At 53.2% G+C, this 24,593-nt stretch carries 22 protein-coding genes; 18 read left to right on the top strand and 4 right to left on the bottom strand.

Annotated elements, in window-relative coordinates; translation table 11 throughout:
- Positions 1 to 9 precede the first annotated feature (9 nt).
- A complete protein-coding gene (gene ilvY / locus P2W74_RS23090) occupies positions 10 to 900 on the bottom strand; it encodes an HTH-type transcriptional activator IlvY (RefSeq protein ID WP_276293391.1) in 891 nt (296 codons plus the stop codon).
- Between the two features lie 167 nt (positions 901 to 1,067).
- Between ilvY and ilvC the strand changes: the two genes are divergently transcribed.
- Positions 1,068 to 2,543 (top strand): ketol-acid reductoisomerase, encoded by a 1,476-nt coding sequence (gene ilvC, locus P2W74_RS23085; protein ID WP_276293390.1) that lies wholly within the window; start codon positions 1,068 to 1,070, stop codon positions 2,541 to 2,543.
- 86 nt (positions 2,544 to 2,629) lie between these two features.
- Here the strand turns inward: ilvC and ppiC are convergent, their stop codons facing one another.
- Positions 2,630 to 2,911 (bottom strand): peptidylprolyl isomerase PpiC, encoded by a 282-nt coding sequence (gene ppiC, locus P2W74_RS23080; protein WP_015960967.1) that lies wholly within the window; start codon positions 2,909 to 2,911, stop codon positions 2,630 to 2,632.
- Positions 2,912 to 2,995: 84 nt separating this feature from the next.
- Here ppiC and rep point away from each other — a divergent pair, with 84 nt between their 5' ends.
- Positions 2,996 to 5,017: a DNA helicase Rep gene (rep, locus tag P2W74_RS23075; protein WP_276293389.1), complete on the top strand. Its 2,022-nt coding sequence runs from the start codon at positions 2,996 to 2,998 to the stop codon at positions 5,015 to 5,017.
- A gap of 40 nt (positions 5,018 to 5,057) precedes the next feature.
- On the opposite strand, the gene gppA is transcribed toward rep, so the two are convergent.
- The gene (gene gppA / locus P2W74_RS23070; protein ID WP_276293388.1) at positions 5,058 to 6,545 is read right to left on the bottom strand and encodes a guanosine-5'-triphosphate,3'-diphosphate diphosphatase; all 1,488 of its coding nucleotides are present in this window, start codon (positions 6,543 to 6,545) and stop codon (positions 5,058 to 5,060) included.
- 6 nt (positions 6,546 to 6,551) lie between these two features.
- Complete coding sequence (gene rhlB, locus P2W74_RS23065; RefSeq protein WP_276293387.1) at positions 6,552 to 7,817, bottom strand: ATP-dependent RNA helicase RhlB; 1,266 nt, start codon at positions 7,815 to 7,817, stop codon at positions 6,552 to 6,554.
- Positions 7,818 to 7,935: 118 nt separating this feature from the next.
- On the opposite strand from rhlB, the gene trxA reads away from it, so the two are divergent.
- From trxA to thrP, 16 genes are all read left to right on the top strand, one after another.
- Positions 7,936 to 8,265, top strand: coding sequence for a thioredoxin TrxA (gene trxA / locus P2W74_RS23060; protein ID WP_001280776.1), 330 nt, complete (start codon positions 7,936 to 7,938; stop codon positions 8,263 to 8,265).
- Positions 8,266 to 8,395: 130 nt separating this feature from the next.
- Positions 8,396 to 8,515, top strand: a complete 120-nt coding sequence (locus tag P2W74_RS23055) for a rho operon leader peptide (RefSeq protein ID WP_276295264.1) — start codon at positions 8,396 to 8,398, stop codon at positions 8,513 to 8,515.
- Between the two features lie 87 nt (positions 8,516 to 8,602).
- Positions 8,603 to 9,862, top strand: coding sequence for a transcription termination factor Rho (gene rho / locus P2W74_RS23050; protein WP_002437993.1), 1,260 nt, complete (start codon positions 8,603 to 8,605; stop codon positions 9,860 to 9,862).
- 225 nt (positions 9,863 to 10,087) lie between these two features.
- Positions 10,088 to 11,191, top strand: a complete 1,104-nt coding sequence (gene wecA, locus P2W74_RS23045) for a UDP-N-acetylglucosamine--undecaprenyl-phosphate N-acetylglucosaminephosphotransferase (protein ID WP_276293386.1) — start codon at positions 10,088 to 10,090, stop codon at positions 11,189 to 11,191.
- Between the two features lie 12 nt (positions 11,192 to 11,203).
- The gene (gene wzzE, locus P2W74_RS23040; protein ID WP_276293385.1) at positions 11,204 to 12,250 is read left to right on the top strand and encodes an ECA polysaccharide chain length modulation protein; all 1,047 of its coding nucleotides are present in this window, start codon (positions 11,204 to 11,206) and stop codon (positions 12,248 to 12,250) included.
- A gap of 55 nt (positions 12,251 to 12,305) precedes the next feature.
- Positions 12,306 to 13,436 carry a non-hydrolyzing UDP-N-acetylglucosamine 2-epimerase gene (wecB, locus tag P2W74_RS23035; protein ID WP_276293384.1) on the top strand — a complete coding sequence of 377 codons (1,131 nt, stop codon included), beginning with the start codon at positions 12,306 to 12,308 and terminating at the stop codon, positions 13,434 to 13,436.
- Positions 13,433 to 14,695 (top strand): UDP-N-acetyl-D-mannosamine dehydrogenase, encoded by a 1,263-nt coding sequence (wecC, locus tag P2W74_RS23030; protein ID WP_276293383.1) that lies wholly within the window; start codon positions 13,433 to 13,435, stop codon positions 14,693 to 14,695. Before wecB ends, wecC begins: the two co-directional genes overlap by 4 nt.
- A complete protein-coding gene (gene rffG, locus P2W74_RS23025) occupies positions 14,695 to 15,762 on the top strand; it encodes a dTDP-glucose 4,6-dehydratase (RefSeq protein ID WP_276293382.1) in 1,068 nt (355 codons plus the stop codon). The genes wecC and rffG overlap by 1 nt, the downstream gene beginning before the upstream one ends.
- A gap of 18 nt (positions 15,763 to 15,780) precedes the next feature.
- The gene (gene rfbA, locus P2W74_RS23020) at positions 15,781 to 16,662 is read left to right on the top strand and encodes a glucose-1-phosphate thymidylyltransferase RfbA (RefSeq protein WP_276293381.1); all 882 of its coding nucleotides are present in this window, start codon (positions 15,781 to 15,783) and stop codon (positions 16,660 to 16,662) included.
- On the top strand, positions 16,640 to 17,317 hold the full coding sequence (rffC, locus tag P2W74_RS23015) for a dTDP-4-amino-4,6-dideoxy-D-galactose acyltransferase (RefSeq protein ID WP_276293380.1): 678 nt from the start codon (positions 16,640 to 16,642) through the stop codon (positions 17,315 to 17,317). The genes rfbA and rffC overlap by 23 nt, the downstream gene beginning before the upstream one ends.
- A gap of 4 nt (positions 17,318 to 17,321) precedes the next feature.
- Positions 17,322 to 18,452, top strand: a complete 1,131-nt coding sequence (gene rffA / locus P2W74_RS23010; RefSeq protein WP_276293379.1) for a dTDP-4-amino-4,6-dideoxygalactose transaminase — start codon at positions 17,322 to 17,324, stop codon at positions 18,450 to 18,452.
- A 1-nt stretch (position 18,453) separates the two neighbouring features.
- Positions 18,454 to 19,704, top strand: a complete 1,251-nt coding sequence (wzxE, locus tag P2W74_RS23005) for a lipid III flippase WzxE (protein WP_276293378.1) — start codon at positions 18,454 to 18,456, stop codon at positions 19,702 to 19,704.
- Positions 19,701 to 20,780, top strand: a complete 1,080-nt coding sequence (locus tag P2W74_RS23000) for a TDP-N-acetylfucosamine:lipid II N-acetylfucosaminyltransferase (protein WP_276293377.1) — start codon at positions 19,701 to 19,703, stop codon at positions 20,778 to 20,780. Before wzxE ends, P2W74_RS23000 begins: the two co-directional genes overlap by 4 nt.
- Positions 20,777 to 22,129: an ECA oligosaccharide polymerase gene (gene wzyE, locus P2W74_RS22995; RefSeq protein WP_276293376.1), complete on the top strand. Its 1,353-nt coding sequence runs from the start codon at positions 20,777 to 20,779 to the stop codon at positions 22,127 to 22,129. Before P2W74_RS23000 ends, wzyE begins: the two co-directional genes overlap by 4 nt.
- Before the next feature lie 2 nt (positions 22,130 to 22,131).
- Positions 22,132 to 22,872, top strand: a complete 741-nt coding sequence (gene wecG / locus P2W74_RS22990) for a lipopolysaccharide N-acetylmannosaminouronosyltransferase (protein ID WP_276293375.1) — start codon at positions 22,132 to 22,134, stop codon at positions 22,870 to 22,872.
- Between the two features lie 276 nt (positions 22,873 to 23,148).
- Complete coding sequence (gene thrP / locus P2W74_RS22985) at positions 23,149 to 24,534, top strand: bifunctional threonine/serine APC transporter ThrP (RefSeq protein ID WP_276293374.1); 1,386 nt, start codon at positions 23,149 to 23,151, stop codon at positions 24,532 to 24,534.
- The last annotated feature ends 59 nt before the right edge of the window (positions 24,535 to 24,593 follow it).

Below are 24,593 nucleotides of genomic sequence, written 5' to 3'. Positions count from 1 at the left end.
GGCATGGGGTTAATGGTTCGGCAAAATCGCCCAAAACGCATCAATCAGCGGCTCATGCAGCCGCTTTTTTTGTGCGCAGACACCAAGTTCGAACGGTGTTTTTTCATCGCTGCGCTCCAGAATCATCACGCGATTGCGTACCGGCTCCGGGCTGTTTTCCAGCACCACTTCCGGCAGCAGCGCTACACCGCAGCCGAGCGCGACCATCGAGACCATCGCTTCATGGCCTCCCACCGTGGCGTAAATCAAAGGATTGCTGATCTTGTTGCGCCGGAACCACAATTCAATACGGCGGCGTACCGGTCCCTGGTCGGCCATGATAAACGGCACCGTCGACCAGTCGGGTTCGTCGACGGAGACCTGATTGCGCACCGGGCAGGGCAATGCGGGGGCGATCAGCACCACCGCCAGATTTTCCAGCATCGAAAATGCCACCGCGCCTGGTAGCGTTTCCGGTTTCCCGGCAATTGCCAGATCCGCTTCGCCTGTTACCACTTTTTCCATCGCATCGGCGGCATCACCGGTCGTGAGCTTAATTTCCACCGACGGGTGTTCCGCGCGGAAGCGATCGAGAATTGGCGGCAGATGGCTGTAGGCGGCGGTCACCGAGCAGAAGATATGCAGCTCGCCGGAAAGCGACGGCCCTTGCTGGTCGATGGTATGGCGCAGTTGTTGGTACTGCAGCAAGGTTTGCTGGGCAAAAACGCGTAGCTCTTCACCCGCTTCGGTCAGCGTCACGGTGCGGTTATCGCGCACAAACAGCGGCTGGCCGAGATCTTCTTCCAGGCGCTGAATCTGCCGGGAAAGCGTCGAGGGGCTGACGTGCATTGCCCGCGCGCTGCGGCCAAAATGGCGGCTCTCCGCCAGATGCAGAAAGGTTTTCAGATCGCGTAAATCCACAGATCGCACTCCACTCTTTTATATTGCAGAAATTGCAACGTGACGTTGTGAATATATCAATTTCCGCAATAAATTTCCTGTCATATAGTGAGTTCATTCTCTCTTGCAATGACACGGCAAGCGAACCTAACAATAAAGCACGACAACACAACATCACGGAGTTCACCATGGCTAACTACTTCAATACACTGAACCTGCGCCAGCAGCTGGCGCAGCTGGGTAAATGTCGCTTTATGGGCCGCGACGAATTCGCCGATGGCGCGAGCTACCTTCAGGGTAAAAAAGTGGTCATCGTCGGCTGTGGCGCACAGGGTCTGAACCAGGGCCTGAACATGCGTGACTCCGGTCTGGATATCTCCTACGCCCTGCGCAAAGAAGCGATTGCTGAGAAGCGTGCTTCCTGGCGTAAAGCGACCGAAAACGGCTTCAAAGTCGGTACCTACGAAGAGCTGATCCCGCAGGCGGATCTGGTGGTTAACCTGACGCCAGACAAACAGCACTCTGACGTTGTGCGTTCCGTTCAGCCGCTGATGAAAGACGGCGCGGCGCTGGGCTACTCTCACGGTTTCAACATTGTTGAAGTCGGCGAGCAGATCCGTAAAGACATTACCGTCGTGATGGTGGCGCCGAAGTGCCCGGGCACCGAAGTGCGCGAAGAGTACAAACGCGGTTTCGGCGTACCGACCCTGATCGCCGTTCACCCGGAAAACGATCCGAAAGGCGAAGGTATGGCGATTGCCAAAGCCTGGGCCGCAGCAACCGGCGGTCACCGTGCGGGTGTACTGGAATCCTCCTTCGTTGCGGAAGTGAAATCTGACCTGATGGGCGAGCAGACTATCCTGTGCGGTATGTTGCAGGCCGGTTCTCTGCTGTGCTTCGACAAGCTGGTGGAAGAAGGCACCGATCCGGCCTATGCCGAAAAACTGATTCAGTTTGGCTGGGAAACCATTACCGAAGCGCTGAAACAGGGTGGTATCACGTTGATGATGGATCGCCTGTCTAACCCGGCGAAACTGCGTGCTTACGCGCTGTCCGAGCAGCTGAAAGAGATCATGGCGCCGCTGTTCCAGAAGCACATGGATGACATCATCTCCGGCGAATTCTCCTCCGGCATGATGGCTGACTGGGCTAACGACGATAAGAAACTGCTGACCTGGCGTGAAGAGACCGGCAAAACCGCGTTTGAAACCGCGCCGCAGTTTGAAGGCAAAATTGGCGAGCAGGAGTACTTCGATAAAGGTGTGCTGATGATCGCGATGGTGAAAGCGGGCGTTGAGCTGGCGTTTGAAACCATGGTGGATTCCGGCATCATCGAAGAGTCTGCTTACTACGAATCACTGCACGAACTGCCGCTGATTGCGAATACCATCGCCCGTAAGCGTCTGTATGAAATGAACGTGGTTATCTCTGATACCGCTGAATATGGTAACTACCTGTTCTCTTACGCTTGCGTACCGCTGCTGAAATCGTTCATGACTGAAATTCAGCCGGGCGACCTGGGCAAAGCCATTGCCGAAGGTGCTGTCGATAACGCGCAGTTGCGTGATGTGAACGAAGCGATTCGCGGTCATGCGATTGAGAAAGTGGGCCAGAAACTGCGTGGCTATATGACCGATATGAAACGTATTGCTGTTGCCGGATAAGGTGTAGCACGAATTGCCGGATGGCGGCGTAAACGCCTTATCCGGCCTACAAAAAAAGCCCGAAGGTTCAGACCTCGGGCTTTTTCTTAGTTACGGTACAGCACCTTAATGATGTGGTAACCGAACTGGGTGTGCAGCGGGCCGGTTGGCTCCAGCACCGGGCAGGAGAAAACCACTTTATCGAACGCCGGAACCATCTGACCCTGGCGGAATTCACCCAAATGGCCGCCTTTTTTGCCTGACGGACAGGTAGAGTGTTTCTTCGCCAACTTTTCGAAGTCTGCGCCGTTTTTAATTTGTTCCAGAAGATCCAGAGCCAGTTTCTCTTCTTTAACAAGGATATGCAGTGCTGCTGCTGTTTTTGCCATGATCGTGCCTTGAGTGGGGTGGTTGAGGCTGGCTATACTACCATGCTCTAAATTTCCCCTCCTGACTTTCATTGAGTGATCTTTATGCGTTTAAACCCCGGACAACAACACGCCGTCGAATTCGTCACCGGACCTTGCCTGGTGCTGGCGGGGGCCGGTTCTGGTAAAACACGCGTTATCACTAACAAGATTGCCCACCTCATTCGTGGCTGTGGGTACCAGGCGCGCCACATTGCAGCGGTGACCTTTACCAACAAGGCGGCGCGTGAGATGAAAGAACGTGTCGGGCAGACGCTGGGACGCAAAGAAGCGCGCGGCCTGATGATTTCCACTTTCCATACGCTGGGGCTGGACATCATCAAGCGGGAGTACGCTGCGCTGGGGATGAAATCCAACTTCTCGCTGTTCGACGACACCGATCAGGTTGCGTTGTTGAAGGATCTGACCGAAGGGCTGATCGAAGACGATAAAGTGGTGCTGCAACAGCTGATCTCGACGATCTCTAACTGGAAAAACGATCTGAAAACCCCTGCGCAGGCGGCGGCCAGCGCGAAGGGCGAGCGGGACCGCATTTTTGCTCACTGCTATGGTTTGTACGATGCGCATATGAAGGCGTGTAACGTGCTGGATTTTGATGACCTGATCCTGCTACCCACGCTGCTGCTGCAACGTAATGAAGAGGTGCGAGAGCGCTGGCAAAACAAGATCCGCTACCTGCTGGTGGATGAATATCAGGACACCAACACCAGCCAGTACGAGCTGGTTAAGCTGTTGGTGGGTCAACGCGCACGCTTTACCGTGGTGGGGGATGATGACCAGTCGATCTACTCCTGGCGTGGCGCCCGCCCGCAAAACCTGGTGCTGCTGAGCCAGGATTTTCCGGCCCTGCAGGTGATTAAACTCGAACAGAACTACCGTTCCTCCGGGCGCATCCTGAAGGCGGCAAATATCCTCATCGCCAACAATCCGCACGTCTTTGAAAAGCGTCTATTTTCCGAGCTGGGTTATGGCGCCGAGCTTAAAGTGTTGAGTGCGAACAATGAAGAGCATGAAGCCGAGCGCGTCACCGGCGAGCTTATTGCCCATCACTTTGTAAATAAAACCGAATACAAGGATTACGCCATTCTGTACCGCGGGAATCACCAGTCGCGGGTGTTTGAAAAATTCCTCATGCAGAACCGGATCCCGTACAAAATTTCCGGCGGCACGTCGTTCTTCTCCCGCCCGGAGATTAAAGATCTGCTTGCCTACCTGCGCGTTTTGACCAATCCGGACGATGACAGCGCGTTTTTGCGCATTGTGAACACCCCAAAACGCGAAATCGGTTCGGCCACGCTGCAAAAACTGGGCGAATGGGCGATGACCCGCAACAAGAGTCTGTTTACCGCCAGCTTTGATATGGGGCTTAGCCAGACATTGACCGGGCGTGGGTATGATTCGCTAACCCGCTTTACGCAGTGGCTGGGCGAAATTCAGCGCCTGGCGGAGCGTGAACCGATTGCGGCAGTACGTGACCTCATTCACGGCATCGACTATGAATCCTGGTTGTATGAAACCTCGCCAAGTCAAAAAGCGGCGGAGATGCGGATGAAAAACGTCAACCAGCTGTTTAGCTGGATGACGGAGATGCTGGAAGGCAGTGAAATTGATGAACCGATGACGCTCACCCAGGTGGTGACGCGCTTCACCCTGCGCGACATGATGGAACGTGGCGAAAGTGAAGAGGAGTTAGATCAGGTTCAACTGATGACGCTGCATGCTTCAAAAGGCCTCGAGTTTCCGTATGTCTTTATGGTGGGGATGGAAGAGGGCTTCCTGCCGCACCAGAGCAGTATTGATGAAGATAATATCGATGAAGAGCGCCGTCTGGCCTATGTGGGGATCACTCGCGCGCAAAAAGAGCTTATCTTCACATTGTGCAAAGAACGTCGTCAGTACGGCGAGCTGGTACGGCCTGAACCGAGTCGTTTTCTGTTGGAGTTGCCGCAGGACGATCTCATTTGGGAGCAGGAACGTAAAGTCGTGACGGCCGAAGAGCGAATGCAGAAAGGGCAGAACCATCTGGCAAATTTGAAAGCGATGATGGCGGCAAAGAGAGCGAAATAGTTGGCCGGATAAGCGTTAGCGCCATCCGGCAAAAAGCGTCTTACAACACGTCCAGAGGCCAGTGGACATAGCTTTGCCACTGGCTTTCTTGATCAATAAGCTCTTTGCCCAGCGGATGGCGCGCAATCCAGCCTTCGGGGAGAATTAACGCCAGATTTTCATTCTGTGCCTGCAACACAATATCAGGCACCAGATCGTCGCGTCGACGACTGGCAAAAATAATCGCCAGACGCAGTAAACGGCAAAGATGTTCTGCCACCCGCGGTGGAACCGCGTTTTGCTGGTGGAGCGACGAGAGATCGACAGGGTTGGTCTGATTTAATAATAACGTCGCCAGCAATTTCTTTTGCGCAGGCGTAAAGCCCGGTAAATCAAGATTGCGCACCAGGTAGGCCGCATGTTGTGGCGCTTGCCTGAAATCGACGCTTAACCCAATCTCATGTAACTGACAGGCGCTGATCAATATTTCGCGGCTGATCGGCTCAATATGCCACTCATTCTCCACCTGTTCGAGGAATGAGGCCGCGAGATTCGCGACACGGTTTGCCTGTTCAGTATCGACCATAAATCGCCGCTGAATGTTACGCAGTGTGCGACTACGAATATCCTGATCGACGGCAAGATGCAACATACCGTAGACCAGACCTTCACGCAGCGCACCGCCGGCAAGGGTCATGCACTGAATGTTCAGTTCGGTGAAAATGGCGATAAGAATGGCGAGACCGCTGGGGAAGACTAGTGCGCGCTCGAGCGTTAATCCTTCAATTTCCAGCTCTTCCAGACGGCCGCAATGAATGGCTCGCTGCTTTAACTGTTGGAGCTTCGCCAGCGTAATACGCTCATCCATGCCTTGCGCCATCATAATTTCTTGTAGCGCCTGCACGGTGCCAGAGGCACCCACGCACACTTTCCAGCCATGATAGCGCAACTCATCAGCAACGGGACGCAGCACTTCGCGTGCGGCTTTTTCCGCCTCATCAAAGTTTTCCTGCGCCAGGTTGCGGTCGGTAAAGTAACGCTCAAGCCAGGTAACGCAACCCATCGACAGACTAAACAGGGAGGTGGTTTGCGCACCGGTACCGGTGACCATTTCAGTACTGGCACCGCCGATATCGACCACCAGACGCTGGTCTGCACCGCCAGTGGTGTGGGCGACACCCTGATAAATCAGACGGGCTTCTTCTTCGCCGCTAATCACCTGGATGGGACAGCCGAGAATATCTTGTGCTTTAGCAATAAACTCGCCCGCATTGACGGCAAGGCGCAATGTTGCCGTTGCAACCACGCGGATTTGCGGCTGGGGAATATCTTGCAGGCGTTCAGCAAACAGACGCAGGCACTGCCAGCCGCGCTCCATTGCCTCTGTAGAAAGGGCATTATCACTGTTCAGCCCAGCAGCCAGACGCACCTTGCGCTTGATGCGGGTAAGCGTCTGGATGCTTCCAGCCACCTCGCGTACAACCAGCATATGAAAACTATTGGAACCGAGATCGATAGCTGCATAAAGCGACGAGGTGGAGCTGAGCATATTTTCTTAACCTGAACGACGACGGTTACGAGGCGCGCCAGTACGGCGTGGCCCATTGCCAGGGCGTGAACGCGTCAGACGCAATGGCTTAGGCAAATCGGTCATCAGCGCGTCCGGATTGTATTTGCTCACCGGAATAGAGTGACCAATGTAGGTCTCAATGGCTGGCAGATTCAACGCGTACTCTTCGCAGGCCAGACTGATGGAATGACCGCTTGCGCCTGCACGACCCGTACGACCGATACGGTGGACGTAATCTTCACAGTCATCCGGCAGATCGTAGTTAAAGACGTGCGTCACCGCAGGAATGTGCAGACCGCGCGCCGCAACATCGGTCGCCACCAGAATATCGAGGTCACCACGGGTAAATTCCTCGAGAATGCGCAGACGTTTTTTCTGCGCCACGTCGCCGGTCAACAGACCCACGCGATGGCCATCAGCGGCAAGGCTGCCCCAGATATCTTCGCAACGATGTTTGGTATTCGCGAAAACAATGGCGCGATCTGGCCACTCTTCTTCGATCAGCGTTTGCAGTAAACGCATCTTTTCTTCATTAGAAGGGTAGAAAAGCTCTTCTTTAATGCGGTGACCCGTTTTTTGTTCCGGCTCAACTTCAACGTATTCGGCGTTGTTCATCTGCTCGAACGCCAGTTCGCGTACGCGGTAAGACAGGGTGGCGGAGAACAGCATGTTCAGGCGCTGAGCGGCTGGCGGCATGCGGCGGAACAGCCAACGGATATCTTTAATAAAGCCCAGATCGTACATGCGATCGGCTTCATCGAGCACGACGACCTGAATGGCGCCAAGGTTGATATGATTCTGTTTCGCGTAGTCGATCAGACGACCGGTGGTGCCGATCAGAATATCGACGCCGCTTTCCAGCACTTTAAGCTGTTTGTCGTAACCGTCGCCGCCGTAAGCCAGACCTAACTTCAGGCCAGTTGTTTGAGCCAGCGGCTCCGCATCAGCGTGGATCTGCACGGCTAATTCGCGCGTCGGCGCCATAATTAGCGCGCGCGGCTGGTTCACCTTGCGATCGGCAATCGTGGGATGAGAGAGAAGATAATGAAACGTTGACGTCAGAAACGCCATCGTTTTCCCGGTACCGGTTTGCGCCTGCCCTGCAACATCACGACCTGCCAGCGTTAGCGGGAGGGCCAGTGCCTGAATGGGCGTGCAGTTATGAAACCCTTTATTTTCAAGGGCTTCTATCACCTTAGGGTGCAGGGCGAAGTCGGAAAACTTCTGTTCTGTTAAATGTGTTTTGCTCATAGTGTGGTAGAATATCAGCTTACTATTGCTTTACGAAAGCGTATCCGGTGAAATAAAGTCAACCTTTAGTTGGTTAATGCTACACCAACACGCCAGGCTTATTCCTGTGGAGTTATATATGAGCGATAAAATTATTCACCTGACTGACGACAGTTTTGACACGGATGTACTCAAAGCGGACGGGGCGATCCTCGTTGATTTCTGGGCAGAGTGGTGCGGACCGTGCAAAATGATCGCCCCGATTCTGGATGAAATCGCTGACGAATATCAGGGCAAATTGACGGTTGCTAAACTGAACATCGACCAGAACCCAGGCACTGCGCCGAAGTATGGTATTCGTGGCATCCCGACCCTGCTGCTGTTCAAGAACGGTGAAGTGGCTGCAACCAAAGTGGGCGCTCTGTCCAAAGGTCAGCTGAAAGAGTTCCTCGACGCCAACCTGGCGTAAGGAAATATCAGGTTCGGGCGACCGGCATCCAAAATTATGCGGATGACTGGACGCCCGGCTTGAGTCATGCTAAGTTAGTGTTGACTTCGTATTAAACATACCTTATTAAGTTTGAATCTAGTTTTATCCAATACTTCCCGTTTTATCTCACGCGAGAAGTGGACAGATTTCTGGCTTGTCACTCAATCCGTCTTGTCGTTTCAGTTCTGTGTACTTTCCTGTGACCAGACAGCGAACAGACATGAGTTGATGGCCGTAAACAGGCATGGATGATCCTGCCATACCATTCACAACATTAAGTTCGAGATTTACCCCAAGTTTAAGAACTCACACCATTATGAATCTTACCGAATTAAAGAATACGCCGGTTTCTGAGCTGATCACTCTCGGCGAAAATATGGGGCTGGAAAACCTGGCTCGTATGCGCAAGCAGGACATTATTTTTGCCATCCTGAAGCAGCACGCAAAGAGTGGCGAAGATATCTTTGGTGACGGTGTGCTGGAGATATTGCAGGATGGATTTGGTTTCCTCCGCTCTGCAGACAGCTCCTACCTCGCCGGTCCTGATGACATCTACGTTTCCCCCAGCCAAATCCGCCGTTTCAACCTCCGCACTGGTGATACCATTTCTGGTAAGATTCGTCCGCCGAAAGAAGGCGAACGCTACTTTGCGCTGTTGAAAGTTAACGAAGTTAACTATGACAAACCGGAGAACGCCCGTAATAAAATCCTGTTTGAGAACTTAACCCCGCTGCACGCAAACTCTCGTCTGCGTATGGAACGTGGTAACGGTTCAACAGAAGATTTGACCGCTCGCGTACTGGATCTGGCTTCACCAATTGGTCGTGGTCAGCGTGGTCTGATTGTGGCGCCGCCGAAAGCCGGTAAAACGATGCTGCTGCAGAACATCGCGCAGAGCATCGCGTACAATCACCCGGACTGCGTACTGATGGTTCTGCTGATTGACGAACGTCCGGAAGAAGTGACCGAGATGCAGCGTCTGGTGAAAGGTGAAGTGGTTGCTTCCACCTTTGACGAGCCGGCATCTCGCCACGTTCAGGTTGCGGAAATGGTGATCGAGAAGGCGAAACGCCTGGTTGAGCACAAGAAAGACGTTATCATTCTGCTTGACTCCATCACCCGTCTGGCGCGTGCTTACAACACCGTGGTGCCAGCTTCCGGTAAAGTACTGACTGGTGGTGTGGACGCTAACGCCCTGCACCGTCCGAAACGCTTCTTCGGTGCCGCACGTAACGTGGAAGAGGGCGGTAGCCTGACTATCATCGCCACGGCGCTGATTGATACCGGCTCCAAAATGGACGAAGTCATCTACGAAGAGTTTAAAGGTACAGGTAACATGGAACTGCACCTTTCTCGTAAGATCGCTGAAAAACGCGTCTTCCCGGCTATCGACTACAACCGTTCCGGTACCCGTAAAGAAGAGCTGCTTACCACTCAGGAAGAGCTGCAGAAGATGTGGATCCTGCGCAAAATCATTCACCCAATGGGCGAAATCGATGCGATGGAATTCCTCATCAACAAACTGGCGATGACCAAAACCAACGACGACTTCTTCGACATGATGAAACGTTCGTAAGTCAGTTTTTACCCGAAAACGCCACGTAAAAACGTGGCGTTTTTCTTTGCAATTTACTTAAGTTCAAGTCTTGGTTGGCTAATTCATGTCATAATCTGAATGAGAGGCGGCTGCGCTTAGGTTAAACTAGGGTGGCGACAATATAATGTCTCAATGAGTTCTTCCAGAGATCCATAGCAAGGCATTATACTTTAAGGAAATTATATATGCTGAGAGCACATCACTGTGAACTTACTCACTGCTTTATCTGAGTTGATCAGTATTTTTTTATTCACCACTATTTTTATATTTCTTGCGCGAAAAGTTGCGATAAAAATTGGATTGGTGGATAAACCGAACTTCCGCAAGCGACACCAGGGTGTTGTTCCTTTGGTTGGTGGGATTTCTGTCTTTACAGGAATCAGCTTCATGTTCTGCTTCTCAGATTACTACATCCCGCATGCATCGCTTTATCTTTTCTGTGCTGGGGTTCTGGTTCTTGTGGGGGCACTTGATGATCGCTTTGATATTAGCGTCAGGATTCGTGCAATAGTTCAGGCCGCTATCGGCATCGTCATGATGGTCGTTGGTCAACTCTATTTACGCAGTCTTGGGTACATTTTTGGACCCTGGGAGATGGTTCTCGGTCCTTTCGGTTATTTTCTCACGCTGTTTGCCGTGTGGGCTGCCATTAATGCCTTTAACATGGTTGACGGTATTGACGGATTGCTCGGCGGGCTTTCCAGCGTCTCGTTCGCGGCAATGGGGCTTATCCTGTGGTTTGACGGACAGACGAGCCTGGCAATTTGGTGCTTTGCGATGATTGCCGCCATCCTGCCTTACATTATGCTGAACCTGGGGATTCTGGGACGTCGCTACAAAGTCTTTATGGGCGATGCGGGCAGTACGCTGATTGGTTTCACCATCATTTGGGTTCTGCTGGAAACGACACAGGGTAAGACACACCCGATAAGCCCGGTCACGGCGCTATGGATTATTGCCATTCCATTGATGGACATGGTGGCGATCATGTACCGCCGCTTACGCAAAGGGATGAGCCCTTTCTCTCCCGATCGCCAACACATTCATCATTTGATCATGCGAGCAGGGTTTACTTCCCGACAGGCTTTTGTGCTTATTACGCTGGCTGCGGCGATTCTGGCATCAATCGGCGTTGCGGCAGAATATTCTCGTTTTGTCCCCGAATGGGTCATGTTGGTGCTCTTTTTGCTAGCATTCTTCCTTTACGGTTACTGTATTAAACGTGCCTGGAAGGTGGCAAGATTTATCAAGCGTGTGAAGCGCAGACTCCGTAGGAACCGTGATAACAAGCCAAACTTAACCAAGTAAATTGAGGATGCGATGATACAACCATTACCGGGGGCACACGCTGTGAACGCTGAAAATGAGCTGGATATTCGTGGGTTGTTTCGTACCTTATGGGCTGGAAAACTATGGATTGTAGGAGTGGCGCTGGTATTTGCGCTGGTTGCGCTAGCCTACACTTTTTTTGCTCGCCAGGAGTGGAGCACAACTGCTATCTCAGACCGTCCAACCGTTAATATGCTGGGAGGGTATTATTCTCAGCAACAGTTCTTACGAAACCTGGACGTAAAGGCGAGCGGCGCGCCCCCCGATCAACCTTCAGTCATGGATGAAGCGTATAAAGAGTTCGTGATGCAGTTGGCCTCGTGGGATACGCGTCGCGATTTCTGGTTACAGACTGATTATTACAAGCAGCGCATGGTCGGAAACAGCAAGGCCGATGCGGCAATGCTTGATGAGATGATCAACAACATACTGTTTACACCTGGCGATGTTGTCCGCAATACCAATGACAGTGTGAAGCTGGTGGCAGAAACGGCTCCCGATGCCAATAATCTGCTGCGACAGTATGTCTCATTTGCCAGTCAGCGGGCGGCAAGTCACCTCAACGAAGAATTAAAAGGGGCATGGGCGGCGCGTACGGTCCAAATGAAAGCGCAGGTGAAACGCCAGGAAGAGGTCGCCAAAGCCATTTTCTCTCGTCGCGTTCACAGCATAGAACAAGCGCTTAAAATCGCAGAGCAACATAATATTTCTCGCACTTCTACCGATATTCCTGCCGATGAATTGCCCGATTCTGAGCTATTTTTGCTTGGACGTCCGATGTTGCAGGCTCGACTCGAAAACCTGCAGGCCGTCGGTCCCGCGTTCGATCTGGATTACTTCCAAAACCGGGCAATGTTGAACACACTGAATGTAGGTCCAACACTGGATCCGCGTTTTCAGACCTATCGTTATTTGCGTACGCCGGAAGAACCGGTAAAACGTGATAGCCCACGCCGTGCCTTCCTGATGATTATGTGGGGCATTGTGGGAGGGCTGATCGGTGCTGGTGTCGCACTAACCCGTCGCCGCACGATTTAGCAATACCGTTGCAGTGAGGGGCTGGGCCCTCACTGCCAATCCGAAGAGAATCGATGTGAAAGTACTGACTGTATTTGGCACGCGACCGGAGGCGATTAAAATGGCGCCTCTGGTTCATGCGCTGGCAAAAGACCCTTATTTTGAGGCCAAAGTGTGCGTCACTGCGCAGCATCGGGAGATGCTCGATCAAGTGTTAAACCTCTTTTCCATCGAACCTGACTACGATCTCAATATAATGCAACCGGGTCAGGGGCTAACGGAAATAACCTGTCGGATCCTGGAAGGATTAAAGCCTATCCTTGCTGACTTCAAGCCAGATGTGGTGCTGGTTCATGGCGATACGACAACGACGATTGCCACCAGTCTTGCCGCCTTTTACCAACGTATTCCGGTCGGGCATGTAGAGGCCGGATTGCGTACCGGCGATTTGTACTCCCCCTGGCCAGAAGAAGCCAACCGCACGTTGACCGGACACCTGGCGATGTATCATTTTGCGCCGACCGAAAACTCTCGCCAGAATTTGCTGCGCGAAAATATTCCTGATAATCGCATTTTCGTTACCGGTAATACCGTCATTGACGCGCTGATTTGGGTTCGTGACCGTGTTCTGGCGAGCGATACCTTACGGGCAGAACTGGCGCAGCAGTACCCTTTCCTCAACAACAATAAAAAAATGATCCTGGTAACAGGCCATCGTCGCGAAAGTTTTGGCAAGGGTTTTGAGCACATCTGTCATGCGTTGGCAGAGATTGCGGCCGCTAATCAGGATGTGCAGATTGTCTATCCGGTGCACCTGAATCCGAATGTCAGCGAACCGGTCAACCGCATTCTCGGTCACGTTGAAAATGTGGTTCTGATTGAACCGCAGGACTATTTGCCGTTCGTTTGGCTGATGAACCACGCCTGGTTGATCCTGACAGACTCAGGCGGTATTCAGGAAGAAGCACCATCCTTAGGTAAGCCTGTGCTGGTAATGCGTGAAACAACGGAACGACCTGAAGCCATTACTGCAGGTACGGTGCGTTTGGTTGGTACCGATCAGCAGCGTATTGTGGAAGAGGTCACACGCTTACTGCACGACGAAAATGAATATCAAACCATGAGCCGCGCCCATAATCCTTATGGTGACGGTCAGGCATGTGGCCGGATTTTGCACGCGTTAAAAAATAATCGGGTATCGCTATGAGTTTTACGACCATTTCTGTTGTTGGGCTGGGATACATTGGACTGCCAACGGCAGCCGCCTTTGCTTCCCGCCAAAAGCATGTCATTGGCGTGGATGTTAACCCGCATGCGGTGGACACCATCAATCGCGGTGAGATCCATATCGTTGAACCGGACCTGGGCAGCGTCGTGAAAACGGCGGTTGAAGGGGGATATCTGCGTGCCACAACGACGCCTGTTGAAGCCGATGCCTATCTGATAGCGGTACCGACACCCTTCAAAGGCGATCATGACCCCGATATGGTGTATGTCGAGGCTGCGGCTAAGTCTATTGCGCCGGTACTGAAGAAAGGCGCGCTGGTGATCCTCGAGTCGACCTCTCCGGTCGGGGCGACGGAGCAGATGGCTGAGTGGCTGGCGGAAATGCGCCCTGATCTGACGTTCCCGCAGCAGGCGGGCGAGCAGGCAGAGGTGAATATTGCGTACTGTCCGGAGCGCGTGTTGCCGGGTCAGGTGATGGTGGAGCTGATCAAGAATGACCGCGTGATTGGCGGTATGACGCCCGTTTGCTCAGCGCGCGCCAGCGAACTCTACAACATCTTCCTTGAAGGCGAATGTGTGGTAACAAACTCCCGCACGGCAGAGATGTGTAAGCTGACCGAAAACAGTTTTCGTGATGTCAACATTGCATTCGCAAACGAACTGTCGCTCATTTGCGCCGCTCAGGAGATCAACGTCTGGGAACTGATTCGTCTGGCGAACCGCCATCCGCGCGTGAATATTCTCCAGCCTGGTCCTGGCGTCGGCGGGCACTGCATTGCCGTCGATCCGTGGTTTATCGTGGCGCAGAATCCACAGCAGGCGCGTCTTATCCGTACCGCCCGCGAAGTGAACGACGGTAAACCACATTGGGTGGTCGATCAGGTAAAAGCGGCAGTGGCGGATTGCCTGGCCGCAACGAATAAACGCGCCAGCGAAGTGAAAATTGCCTGCTTTGGTCTGGCATTTAAACCCAACATTGATGACCTGCGCGAAAGCCCGGCGATGGGAATTGCGTTGAACATTGCCCAGTGGCACGCGGGTGAAACGCTGGTGGTGGAGCCGAACATTCACCAGTTGCCGAAAAAACTGGATGGTCATTGTACTTTAGCCACGCTGGAAAGCGCGCTGGCCGACGCCGATGTGCTGGTGATGTTGGTTGATCACAACGACTTTAAAGCGATTAAAGGTGATGCGGTTCACCAGCAATACGTGGTGGATACCAAAGGAGTCTGGCGTTAATGAAACGGATCCTGGTCACCGGTGGCGCCGGATTTATCGGCTCTGCTGTCGTGCGACATATTATCAGCAATACGTCTGATGCGGTGGTGGTAGTCGATAAACTCACCTACGCAGGAAACCTCATGTCGCTGGCTCCCGTGGCTCAAAATGACCGCTTTGCGTTTGAAAAAGTAGATATTTGTGATCGGGCTTCTCTTGAAAAAGTGTTCCAACAGTATCAGCCGGATTACGTTATGCATCTGGCGGCTGAAAGCCACGTAGACCGCTCCATTGATGGGCCGGCGGCGTTTATTGAAACCAACATCGTTGGGACTTATACGCTGTTGGAAGCGGCAAGAGCTTACTGGAACGTGCTGACCGATGAGAAAAAATCAGCGTTTCGCTTCCATCATATCTCCACTGATGAAGTCTACGGCGATCTGCACTCCGCGGATGATTTCTTCACCGAAACCACCCCGTATGCGCCGAGCAGCCCCTATTCTGCCTCGAAAGCCAGCAGCGACCATCTGGTACGCGCCTGGCTGCGTACCTATGGCCTGCCAACGCTGATTACCAACTGTTCCAATAACTACGGTCCTTACCACTTCCCGGAAAAACTGATCCCGCTGGTGATCCTCAACGCGCTGGCGGGAAAACCGCTGCCGGTGTATGGCAATGGACAGCAAATCCGCGACTGGCTTTTTGTGGAAGATCACGCTCGTGCGCTTTATTGCGTGGTGACCACCGGGAAAGTGGGTGAAACCTATAATATTGGTGGTCACAACGAGCGTAAGAATCTCGACGTGGTGGAAACTATTTGCGCGTTGCTGGAAGAGTTGGCACCGAACAAACCCCACGGCGTGGCGCACTATCGCGATCTGATCGCCTTTGTCGCCGACCGCCCGGGGCACGACCTGCGCTATGCCATTGATGCGTCGAAAATTGCCCGCGAACTTGGCTGGATGCCGCAGGAAACGTTTGAAAGCGGGATGCGTAAGACTGTGCAGTGGTATCTGGCTAATGAAACCTGGTGGAAACAGGTGCAGGACGGCAGTTATCAGGGTGAACGTTTAGGTCTGAAGGGCTAAATTGCGGGGGAGGCATACATGAAAGGTATCATTCTGGCAGGCGGTTCAGGCACCCGGTTGCATCCGATTACGCGCGGCGTGTCAAAACAGCTATTGCCGATCTACGACAAACCGATGATCTACTACCCGCTCTCGGTACTGATGCTGGCGGGGATCCGCGAAATCCTGATCATCACCACGCCGGAAGACAAAGGGTATTTCCAGCGCTTGCTGGGCGATGGTTCGGCGTTTGGCATTGTATTGCAGTATGCCGAACAACCCAGCCCAGACGGCCTGGCGCAGGCGTTTATCATCGGTGAAACCTTTCTGAACGGTGAACCTTCCTGCCTGGTCCTTGGTGATAATATCTTTTTTGGTCAGGGGTTTAGTCCGAAGCTGCGCCACGTTGCCGCGCGCACGGAAGGGGCGACGGTATTTGGCTACCAGGTGATGGATCCTGAGCGTTTTGGTGTGGTGGAGTTTGACGACAATTTCCGCGCTGTCTCGCTGGAAGAGAAACCGAAACAGCCGAAATCCAACTGGGCGGTAACCGGGCTTTATTTCTACGACCACAAGGTGGTTGAGTATGCGAAACAGGTAAAACCTTCAGAACGCGGCGAACTGGAGATTACCTCCATCAACCAGATGTATCTGGAGGCGGGCAATCTGACGGTTGAGCTGCTGGGGCGTGGTTTTGCCTGGCTGGATACTGGAACGCACGACAGCCTGATTGAAGCGAGCACTTTTGTGCAGACGGTGGAGAAACGGCAGGGCTTTAAGATAGCCTGCCTGGAAGAGATCGCCTGGCGTAACGGCTGGCTGGATGACGAAGGCGTGAAGCGTGCCGCCAGTTCGCTGGCGAAAACAGGTTACGGTCAATATTTACTGGAGTTGCTTCGTGCTCGTCCGCGCCAGTATTGAACCGCTGAACTGGGAAAATGCGTTCTTTGGCGTGAACAGCGCCATTGTGCGTATCAGCCCCGACGCGCCGCTTTTGACGCCGGAGGCATTACAGCCCTGGGCGCGGATTCAGGCGAAAATTTCAGCGGCGCGTGCGGATGAGCTGGATGCCTTACAAGCGCTGGGGTTCTCGCTGGTCGAGGGTGAAGTCGATTTCGCGCTGTCGGTCGCAAACGTCAGCGATGGCGGCAATGCGGAAGTGGCGCAACGAGGCGATATTCCGGCGTTACGCCAGTTGGCCAGCGAAGCGTTCTCGCAAAGTCGCTTTCGCGCGCCGTGGTATGCGCCGGATGCCAGCGGCCGCTTCTATGCACAATGGATCGAGAACGCCGTGCTGGGCACGTTTGACCACCAGTGTATGGTTCTCCGGGGGACGGGGGGCGAGATTCGCGGTTATGTTTCGCTGCGTGAGCTGAATGACGCCGATGCGCGAATTGGCTTATTGGCCGGGCGCGGAGCGGGAGCTGAATTAATGCAGGCTGCGCTCAGCTGGGCGCAATCTCGCGGAAAGACAACATTGCGGGTGGCGACCCAGATGGGCAACACCGCCGCGCTTAAACGTTACATACAGAGTGGTGCCAACATAGAAAGCACCACGTACTGGTTATACAGGTGACAAAATGATTCCATTTAACGCACCGCCGGTGGTGGGAACCGAACTCGAATACATGCAATCGGCCATGGGCAGCGGCAAACTTTGCGGAGACGGCGGCTTTACACGCCGCTGTCAGCAGTGGCTGGAGCAACGCTTCGGCAGCGCAAAAGTGCTGCTGACGCCGTCCTGCACCGCCTCGCTTGAGATGGCGGCACTGCTGCTGGACATTCAGCCTGGCGATGAAGTCATCATGCCGAGCTACACCTTTGTGTCGACAGCGAATGCTTTCGTATTGCGCGGGGCTAAAATCGTCTTTGTCGATATCCGCCCGGATACCATGAACATCGATGAAACGCTCATCGAAGCCGCCATTTCTGAGAAAACGCGAGCCATTGTTCCGGTACATTACGCAGGCGTTGCTTGTGAGATGGATGTCATCATGGCGCTGGCGGCAAAGTACAACCTGTTTGTGGTCGAAGATGCCGCGCAGGGCGTCATGTCCACCTATAAAGGTCGCGCGTTAGGCACTATTGGACATATTGGCTGTTTCAGCTTCCATGAAACCAAAAACTATACTGCCGGTGGTGAAGGCGGCGCGACGCTGATTAATGACCGATCGTTGATCGAACGCGCGGAAATTATCCGCGAAAAAGGCACCAACCGTAGCCAGTTCTTCCGTGGTCAGGTGGATAAGTACACCTGGCGGGATATTGGTTCCAGCTATCTGATGTCCGATCTTCAGGCAGCGTATCTGTGGGCGCAGCTGGAAGCGGCAGATCGTATCAATCAACAGCGTCTGACCCTGTGGCAGACCTATTATGACGCCCTCGCTCCGCTGGCGCGCGCCGGACGCATTACCTTACCTTCAATTCCTGATGATTGTGCGCAAAACGCCCATATGTTCTACATCAAATTGCGGGATATTGATGATCGTAGCGCACTGATTAACTTCATGAAAGAAGCCGAAATTATGGCGGTCTTCCACTATATTCCTCTGCATGCCTGCCCGGCGGGCGACAAATTTGGTGAGTTTATCGGCGAAGATCGCTACACCACCAAAGAGAGCGAGCGTTTATTGCGCCTGCCGCTGTTTTACAATCTGTCACCCGCCAATCAGCGCACGGTGATCACGACCTTGCTCAACTACTTCTCCTGAAATGTCGCTCGCAAAAGCGTCCCTGTGGACGGCCGCCAGCACGCTGGTAAAAATTGGCGCGGGGCTACTGGTGGTGAAACTGCTGGCTGTAGCGTTTGGTCCCGCAGGCGTCGGCCAGGCGGGTAACTTTCGCCAGATGGTGACCGTGCTGGGCGTTTTGGCTGGCGCTGGCATCTTTAACGGCGTCACTAAATACGTTGCCCAGCATCACGACAATCCGGCGCAATTGCGCAATGTGGTCGGCACCTCCTCGGCGATGGTTTTAGGGTTCTCGACCCTGCTGGCGTTGATCTTTTTGCTGGCAGCGGCCCCCATCAGCCAGGGACTATTTGGCCATACTCACTATCAGGGGTTGGTGCGTCTGGTCGCACTGGTGCAAATGGGGATTGCCTGGGCAAATCTGCTGTTGGCGCTGATGAAAGGCTTTCGTGACGCGGCGGGTAATGCACTGTCTCTGATCGTGGGGAGCGTGTTGGGTGTGGTCGCCTGGTACCTCTGCTACCGCGTCGGCGGCTACGAAGGCGCATTGCTGGGGATGGCGTTGGTGCCCGCGCTGGTCGTGGTGCCTGCTGCGGTGCTGCTGCTTAAGCGTGGAACACTCCCTCTGCGCTATCTTAAGCCCTCCTGGAATAGCGTCCTTGCCAGACAGTTAAGTAAATTTACGCTGATGGCCCTGATCACCTCCATCACGATCCCGGTGGCGTACGTGATGATGCGAAATCTGCTGGCGGCGCACTATAGCTGGGATGACGTTGGGATCTGGCAAGGTGTCAGCAGTATCTCCGACGCGTATCTGCAATTTATTACCGCCTCGTTTAGCGTTTATCTACTGCCGACATTGTCGCGTCTGACGGAGAAGCGCGATATTACGCGGGAAGTCGTGAAGTCACTCAGGTTTGTTTTACCGGCAGTCGCGGCAGCGAGTTTTACCGTTTGGTTGCTGCGCGATGTTGCCATCTGGCTGCTGTTTTCTGCCAAATTCACGGCGATGCGCGATTTATTCGCCTGGCAGCTGGTCGGCGATGTATTGAAAGTCGGCGCATATGTTTTTGGCTATCTGGTGATCGCCAAAGCATCGCTGCGGTTTTATATTCTGGCTGAAATCAGCCAGTTCATTTTGCTGACGGCATTTGCCCACTGGCTGATCCCCGCGCATGGCGCGCTGGGAGCCGCGCAGGCGTATATGGCAACCTATATCGTCTATTTTTCTCTTTGTTGTGGCGTATTTTTACTCTGGCGTAGGCGGGTATGACTGTACTGATTCACGTACTGGGATCGGATATCCCTCACCATAATCAAACCGTATTGCGGTTTTTCAATGATGCGCTGGCCGCCACGAGCGAGCATGCGCGCGTCTTTATGGTTGCAGGCCAGGATGCGGGATACAGTGAAAGCTGCCCGGCGCTCTCACTGAGTTTCTATACCGGTAAAAAAACACTGGCGGATGCGGTGATAGCCCTTGCGAAAGCCAATCGCCAACAGCGCTTCTTCTTCCACGGTCAGTTCAATACCAGCCTGTGGCTGGCGCTGTTGAGCGGCGGAATTAAGCCGGAACAGTTTTACTGGCACATTTGGGGGGCGGATCTGTATGAAGTCTCCCGTGGGCTGAAATTCAAACTGTTTTACCCGATTCGCCGTATGGCGCAAGGCCGTGTGGGCTGTGTGTTTGCCACACGCGGCGACCTCAGCTATTTCGCCCAGCGTCATCCGCGTGTGCGTGGAGAATTGCTCTATTTCCCGACGCGAATGGATCCTTCGCTGAATAACATGGCAAATGGACGCCAGCGTGAAGGGAAAATGACGATTCTGGTGGGGAATTCCGGCGATCGTAGCAACGAACATATTGCTGCGTTACGCGCTGTACACCAGCAGTTTGGCGATACGGTGAATGTGATCGTGCCAATGGGGTATCCGGCGAATAACGAGACCTATATCGAAGAGGTTCGTCAGGCGGGACTGGTGCTGTTTAGCGCTGAAAATCTACAGATCCTCAGCGAAAAGCTGGCGTTTGATGCGTATCTTGCGCTGCTTCGTCAGTGTGATTTGGGGTATTTTATTTTTGCGCGCCAGCAGGGGATTGGCACGCTGTGCCTTCTGATTCAGGCCGGAATACCGTGCGTACTTAACCGCGACAACCCGTTCTGGCAGGATATGGCGGAGCAGCATCTCCCGGTACTGTTCACGACCGATCTTCTCAATGAACCCGTCATCCGTGAAGCGCAGCGTCAGCTGGCGTCTGTCGATAAGGGCGGGATTACCTTCTTTAGCCCGAACTATCTGCAGCCCTGGCATAAAGCGTTACAGATTGCTGCAGGAGACGTTGTATGAGTTTGATGCAATTCAGCGGTCTGCTGGTGGTCTGGCTGCTCTCCACCCTGTTTATCGGCACGCTGGCCTGGTTTGAATTCCGTCGCGTCCGTTTTAACTTTAATGTGTTTTTCACCTTGTTGTTTCTGCTGACGTTCTTTTTTGGATTCCCGCTGACCAGCGTTCTGGTTTTTCGTTTTGACGTTGGTGTTGCGCCACCGGAAATTCTGCTGCAGGCACTGTTATCTGCAACTTGTTTCTACGCCGTATATTACGTGACGTATAAGACCCGTTTACGTAAGCGGGTTTCCGATACACCGCGTAAGCTGCTGTTTACCATGAACCGGGTAGAGACGCATCTTACCTGGGTATTGTTGATGGGGATTGCGTTGGTGAGCGTGGGGATCTTCTTCATGCACAACGGATTTCTGCTGTTCAAGCTCAATTCATACAGTCAGATATTCTCCAGCGAAGTCTCCGGCGTGGCATTGAAACGCTTCTTCTACTTCTTTATTCCGGCGATGCTGGTGATTTATTTTTTACGCCAGGACAGCAAAGCGTGGCTGTTCTTTTTGGTCAGCACCGTCGCGTTCGGTTTGCTTACCTACATGATTGTCGGCGGCACGCGCGCGAATATCATCATCGCATTTGCCATCTTCCTGTTCATTGGCATTATTCGCGGCTGGATTTCGCTGTGGATGCTGGCGGCGGCGGGTGTGCTGGGGATCGTCGGCATGTTCTGGCTGGCGCTGAAGCGCTACGGGATGAACGTCAGCGGTGATGAAGCGTTCTACACTTTCCTGTATCTGACCCGGGACACCTTCTCCCCGTGGGAGAACCTGGCGCTGTTATTGCAGAACTATAGCAATATCGAATTTCAGGGGCTGGCGCCGATCGTCCGTGATTTTTACGTCTTTATCCCTTCCTGGCTCTGGCCTGGACGGCCTGGTATTGTGCTCAACTCCGCGAATTATTTTACCTGGGAAGTGCTCAACAACCATTCGGGCCTGGCCATCTCACCAACCCTTATCGGTTCGCTGGTGGTGATGGGAGGGGCGTTGTTTATTCCGCTCGGGGCTATTGTGGTTGGCTTGATTATCAAGTGGTTCGACTGGCTGTATGAACTGGGGAATCGGGAGACCAATCGTTATAAGACGGCGATTCTGCACAGTTTTTGCTTTGGCGCCATCTTCAATATGATTGTCCTGGCGCGAGAAGGTCTGGATTCGTTTGTCTCACGGGTGGTTTTTTTCCTCGTGATTTTTGGTGTTTGTCTGTTGGTGGCGAAACTGTTGTTCTGGCTTTTTGACTCTGCCGGGCTCATTCAAAAACGAAAATCCTCGCTGCCGCAGACACAGGTTGAAGGGTAAAGATGACAGATAACACGACTGCACCCGTCTACGCGCTGCGTGGATTACAGTTGATTGGATGGCGTGATATGCAGCACGCGCTCAATTACCTGTTTGCAGAAGGCCAGATCAGGCAGGGAACGCTGGTGGCGATTAACGCTGAGAAGATGCTGACGGCGGAAGATAACCCCGACGTCCGGGCGTTGATTAACGCCGCTGAGTTTAAATACGCGGACGGTATTAGCGTTGTGCGCTCGGTGCGCAAAAAATTCCCCCAGGCTCGTATCTCGCGTGTTGCCGGTGCCGATCTCTGGGAAGCGTTGATGGCGCGGGCAGGTGAGGAAGGCACGCCTGTTTTTCTGGTTGGCGGCAAGCCGGAGGTGCTGGCGCAAACACAAGCAAAATTACGCGCGCAATGGAATGTTAATATCGTCGGCAGCCAGGATGGATATTTTAAGCCTGAAGACCGTCAGGCGCTGTTTGAGCGTATTCACGCCAGTGGCGCGAAGATTGTGACGGTTGCGATGGGGTCGCCAAAACAGGAAATCCTGATGCGTGATTGTCGTCTTATTCATCCACATGCCTTATACATGGGGGTGGGCGGCACGTATGACGTTTTTACCGGGCACGTTAAGCGCGCGCCAAAAGTATGGCAAAAACTGGGGCTGGAATGGCTGTACCGCTTATTATCACAGCCGAGCCGTATTACCCGACAGTTACGTTTACTGCGTTACCTCCGCTGGCACTATACCGGCGACCTCTAAATTTCCCTCTTGAACCTTCGGGTAGTGCACGCTGCGTAATGCGCTACCCTGCCGCACAATAATTGCTGCTTTATTGCTCAGCGCATTCATTTTTTTAATGCTTCGTTTGCCATTTTGGAAAATTTAAGAAATTATTCGCCCCCATCATTGCAGTGCCGTGGTGTTTTTTGCGCCAGCCGTTAACCGCCCGGCGCCGCATGGTCTGTTATGGCAAAAGATGTATTCATAACAATAACCGGTCATACCGGGAAAAAGGCAAACACGACAAGAGGATTTATGGCAGAGAAGAAACCGGAGCTACAGCGTGGGCTGGAAGCTCGTCATATCGAATTGATTGCTCTCGGGGGCACTATTGGCGTCGGCTTGTTTATGGGCGCAGCCAGTACGCTGAAATGGGCCGGACCGTCAGTCCTGCTGGCGTATATTGTCGCCGGGCTTTTTGTTTTTTTCATTATGCGTTCAATGGGCGAGATGCTGTTCCTTGAGCCCGTTGCCGGTTCATTTGCCGTCTACGCTCACCGCTACATGAGTCCTTTCTTTGGGTATCTCACGGCATGGTCATACTGGTTTATGTGGATGGCGGTGGGGATCTCGGAAATAACCGCCATTGGGGTCTATGTGCAATTCTGGTTTCCAGAAATGGCGCAATGGATACCCGCATTGATCGCCGTAGGGCTGGTCGCGCTCGCGAATCTCGCCGCCGTTCGTCTGTATGGCGAAATTGAGTTCTGGTTTGCGATGATCAAAGTCACCACCATTATTGTGATGATAGTGGTCGGTCTGGGGGTGATTTTCTTCGGCTTTGGTAACGGCGGTCAGGCCATTGGTTTTGGCAACCTGACGGAGCACGGCGGTTTCTTTGCCGGTGGCTGGAAAGGCTTTCTCACGGCATTGTGCATTGTGGTGGCGTCCTACCAGGGCGTTGAGCTGATCGGCATTACCGCCGGTGAAGCGAAAAACCCGCAGGTGACGCTGCGTAGCGCGGTGGGCAAAGTGTTGTGGCGTATCCTGATTTTCTACGTGGGCGCGATTTTCGTTATTGTGACCATCTTCCCGTGGAACGAAATTGGCAGCAGCGGTAGCCCATTTGTTCTGACCTTTGCCAAAATCGGCATTACCGCAGCGGCGGGCATTATTAACTTTGTGGTGCTGACGGCGGCGCTTTCCGGTTGTAACAGCGGGATGTATAGCTGTGGGCGTATGCTGTACGCGCTGGCGAAAAACCGCCAGCTTCCGGCAGCGATGGCCAAAGTGACTCGTCACGGCGTGCCGGTTGCCGGTGTGGCGCTCTCTATCGTGATTTTGCTGATTGGCTCTTGCCTCAACTACATCATCCCAAATCCTCAGCGTGTCTTTGTCTATGTCTACAGTGCGAGCGTCTTACCGGGCATGGTGCCGTGGTTTGTGATCCTGATTAGCCAGCTGCGCTTCCGTCAGGCACATAAAGAGGCGATCGTTAGCCATCCTTTCCGCTCGATTATGTTCCCCTGGGCGAATTATTTGACGATGGCGTTCCTGGTTTGCGTTTTAATTGGCATGTACTTTAATGATGATACGCGTATGTCGCTGTTTGTCGGCATTCTCTTTCTGCTTGTCATTACCCTCGTCTACAAGGTTTTTGGCCTGAATAGGGGTGTTGATATTCAGAAAGTGGAGAAATAAGCGACAAAACGCACAAACCATGAGCAAACGATAATTTTCTTTAAAAAGACACTAGACAG

Source organism: Citrobacter enshiensis (genome assembly GCF_029338175.1).
Taxonomy (GTDB): Bacteria; Pseudomonadota; Gammaproteobacteria; order Enterobacterales; family Enterobacteriaceae; genus Citrobacter_D; species Citrobacter_D enshiensis.
Note: the sequence above shows the minus strand (reverse complement) of the source record. Positions and strands in the feature narration are given on the sequence as shown.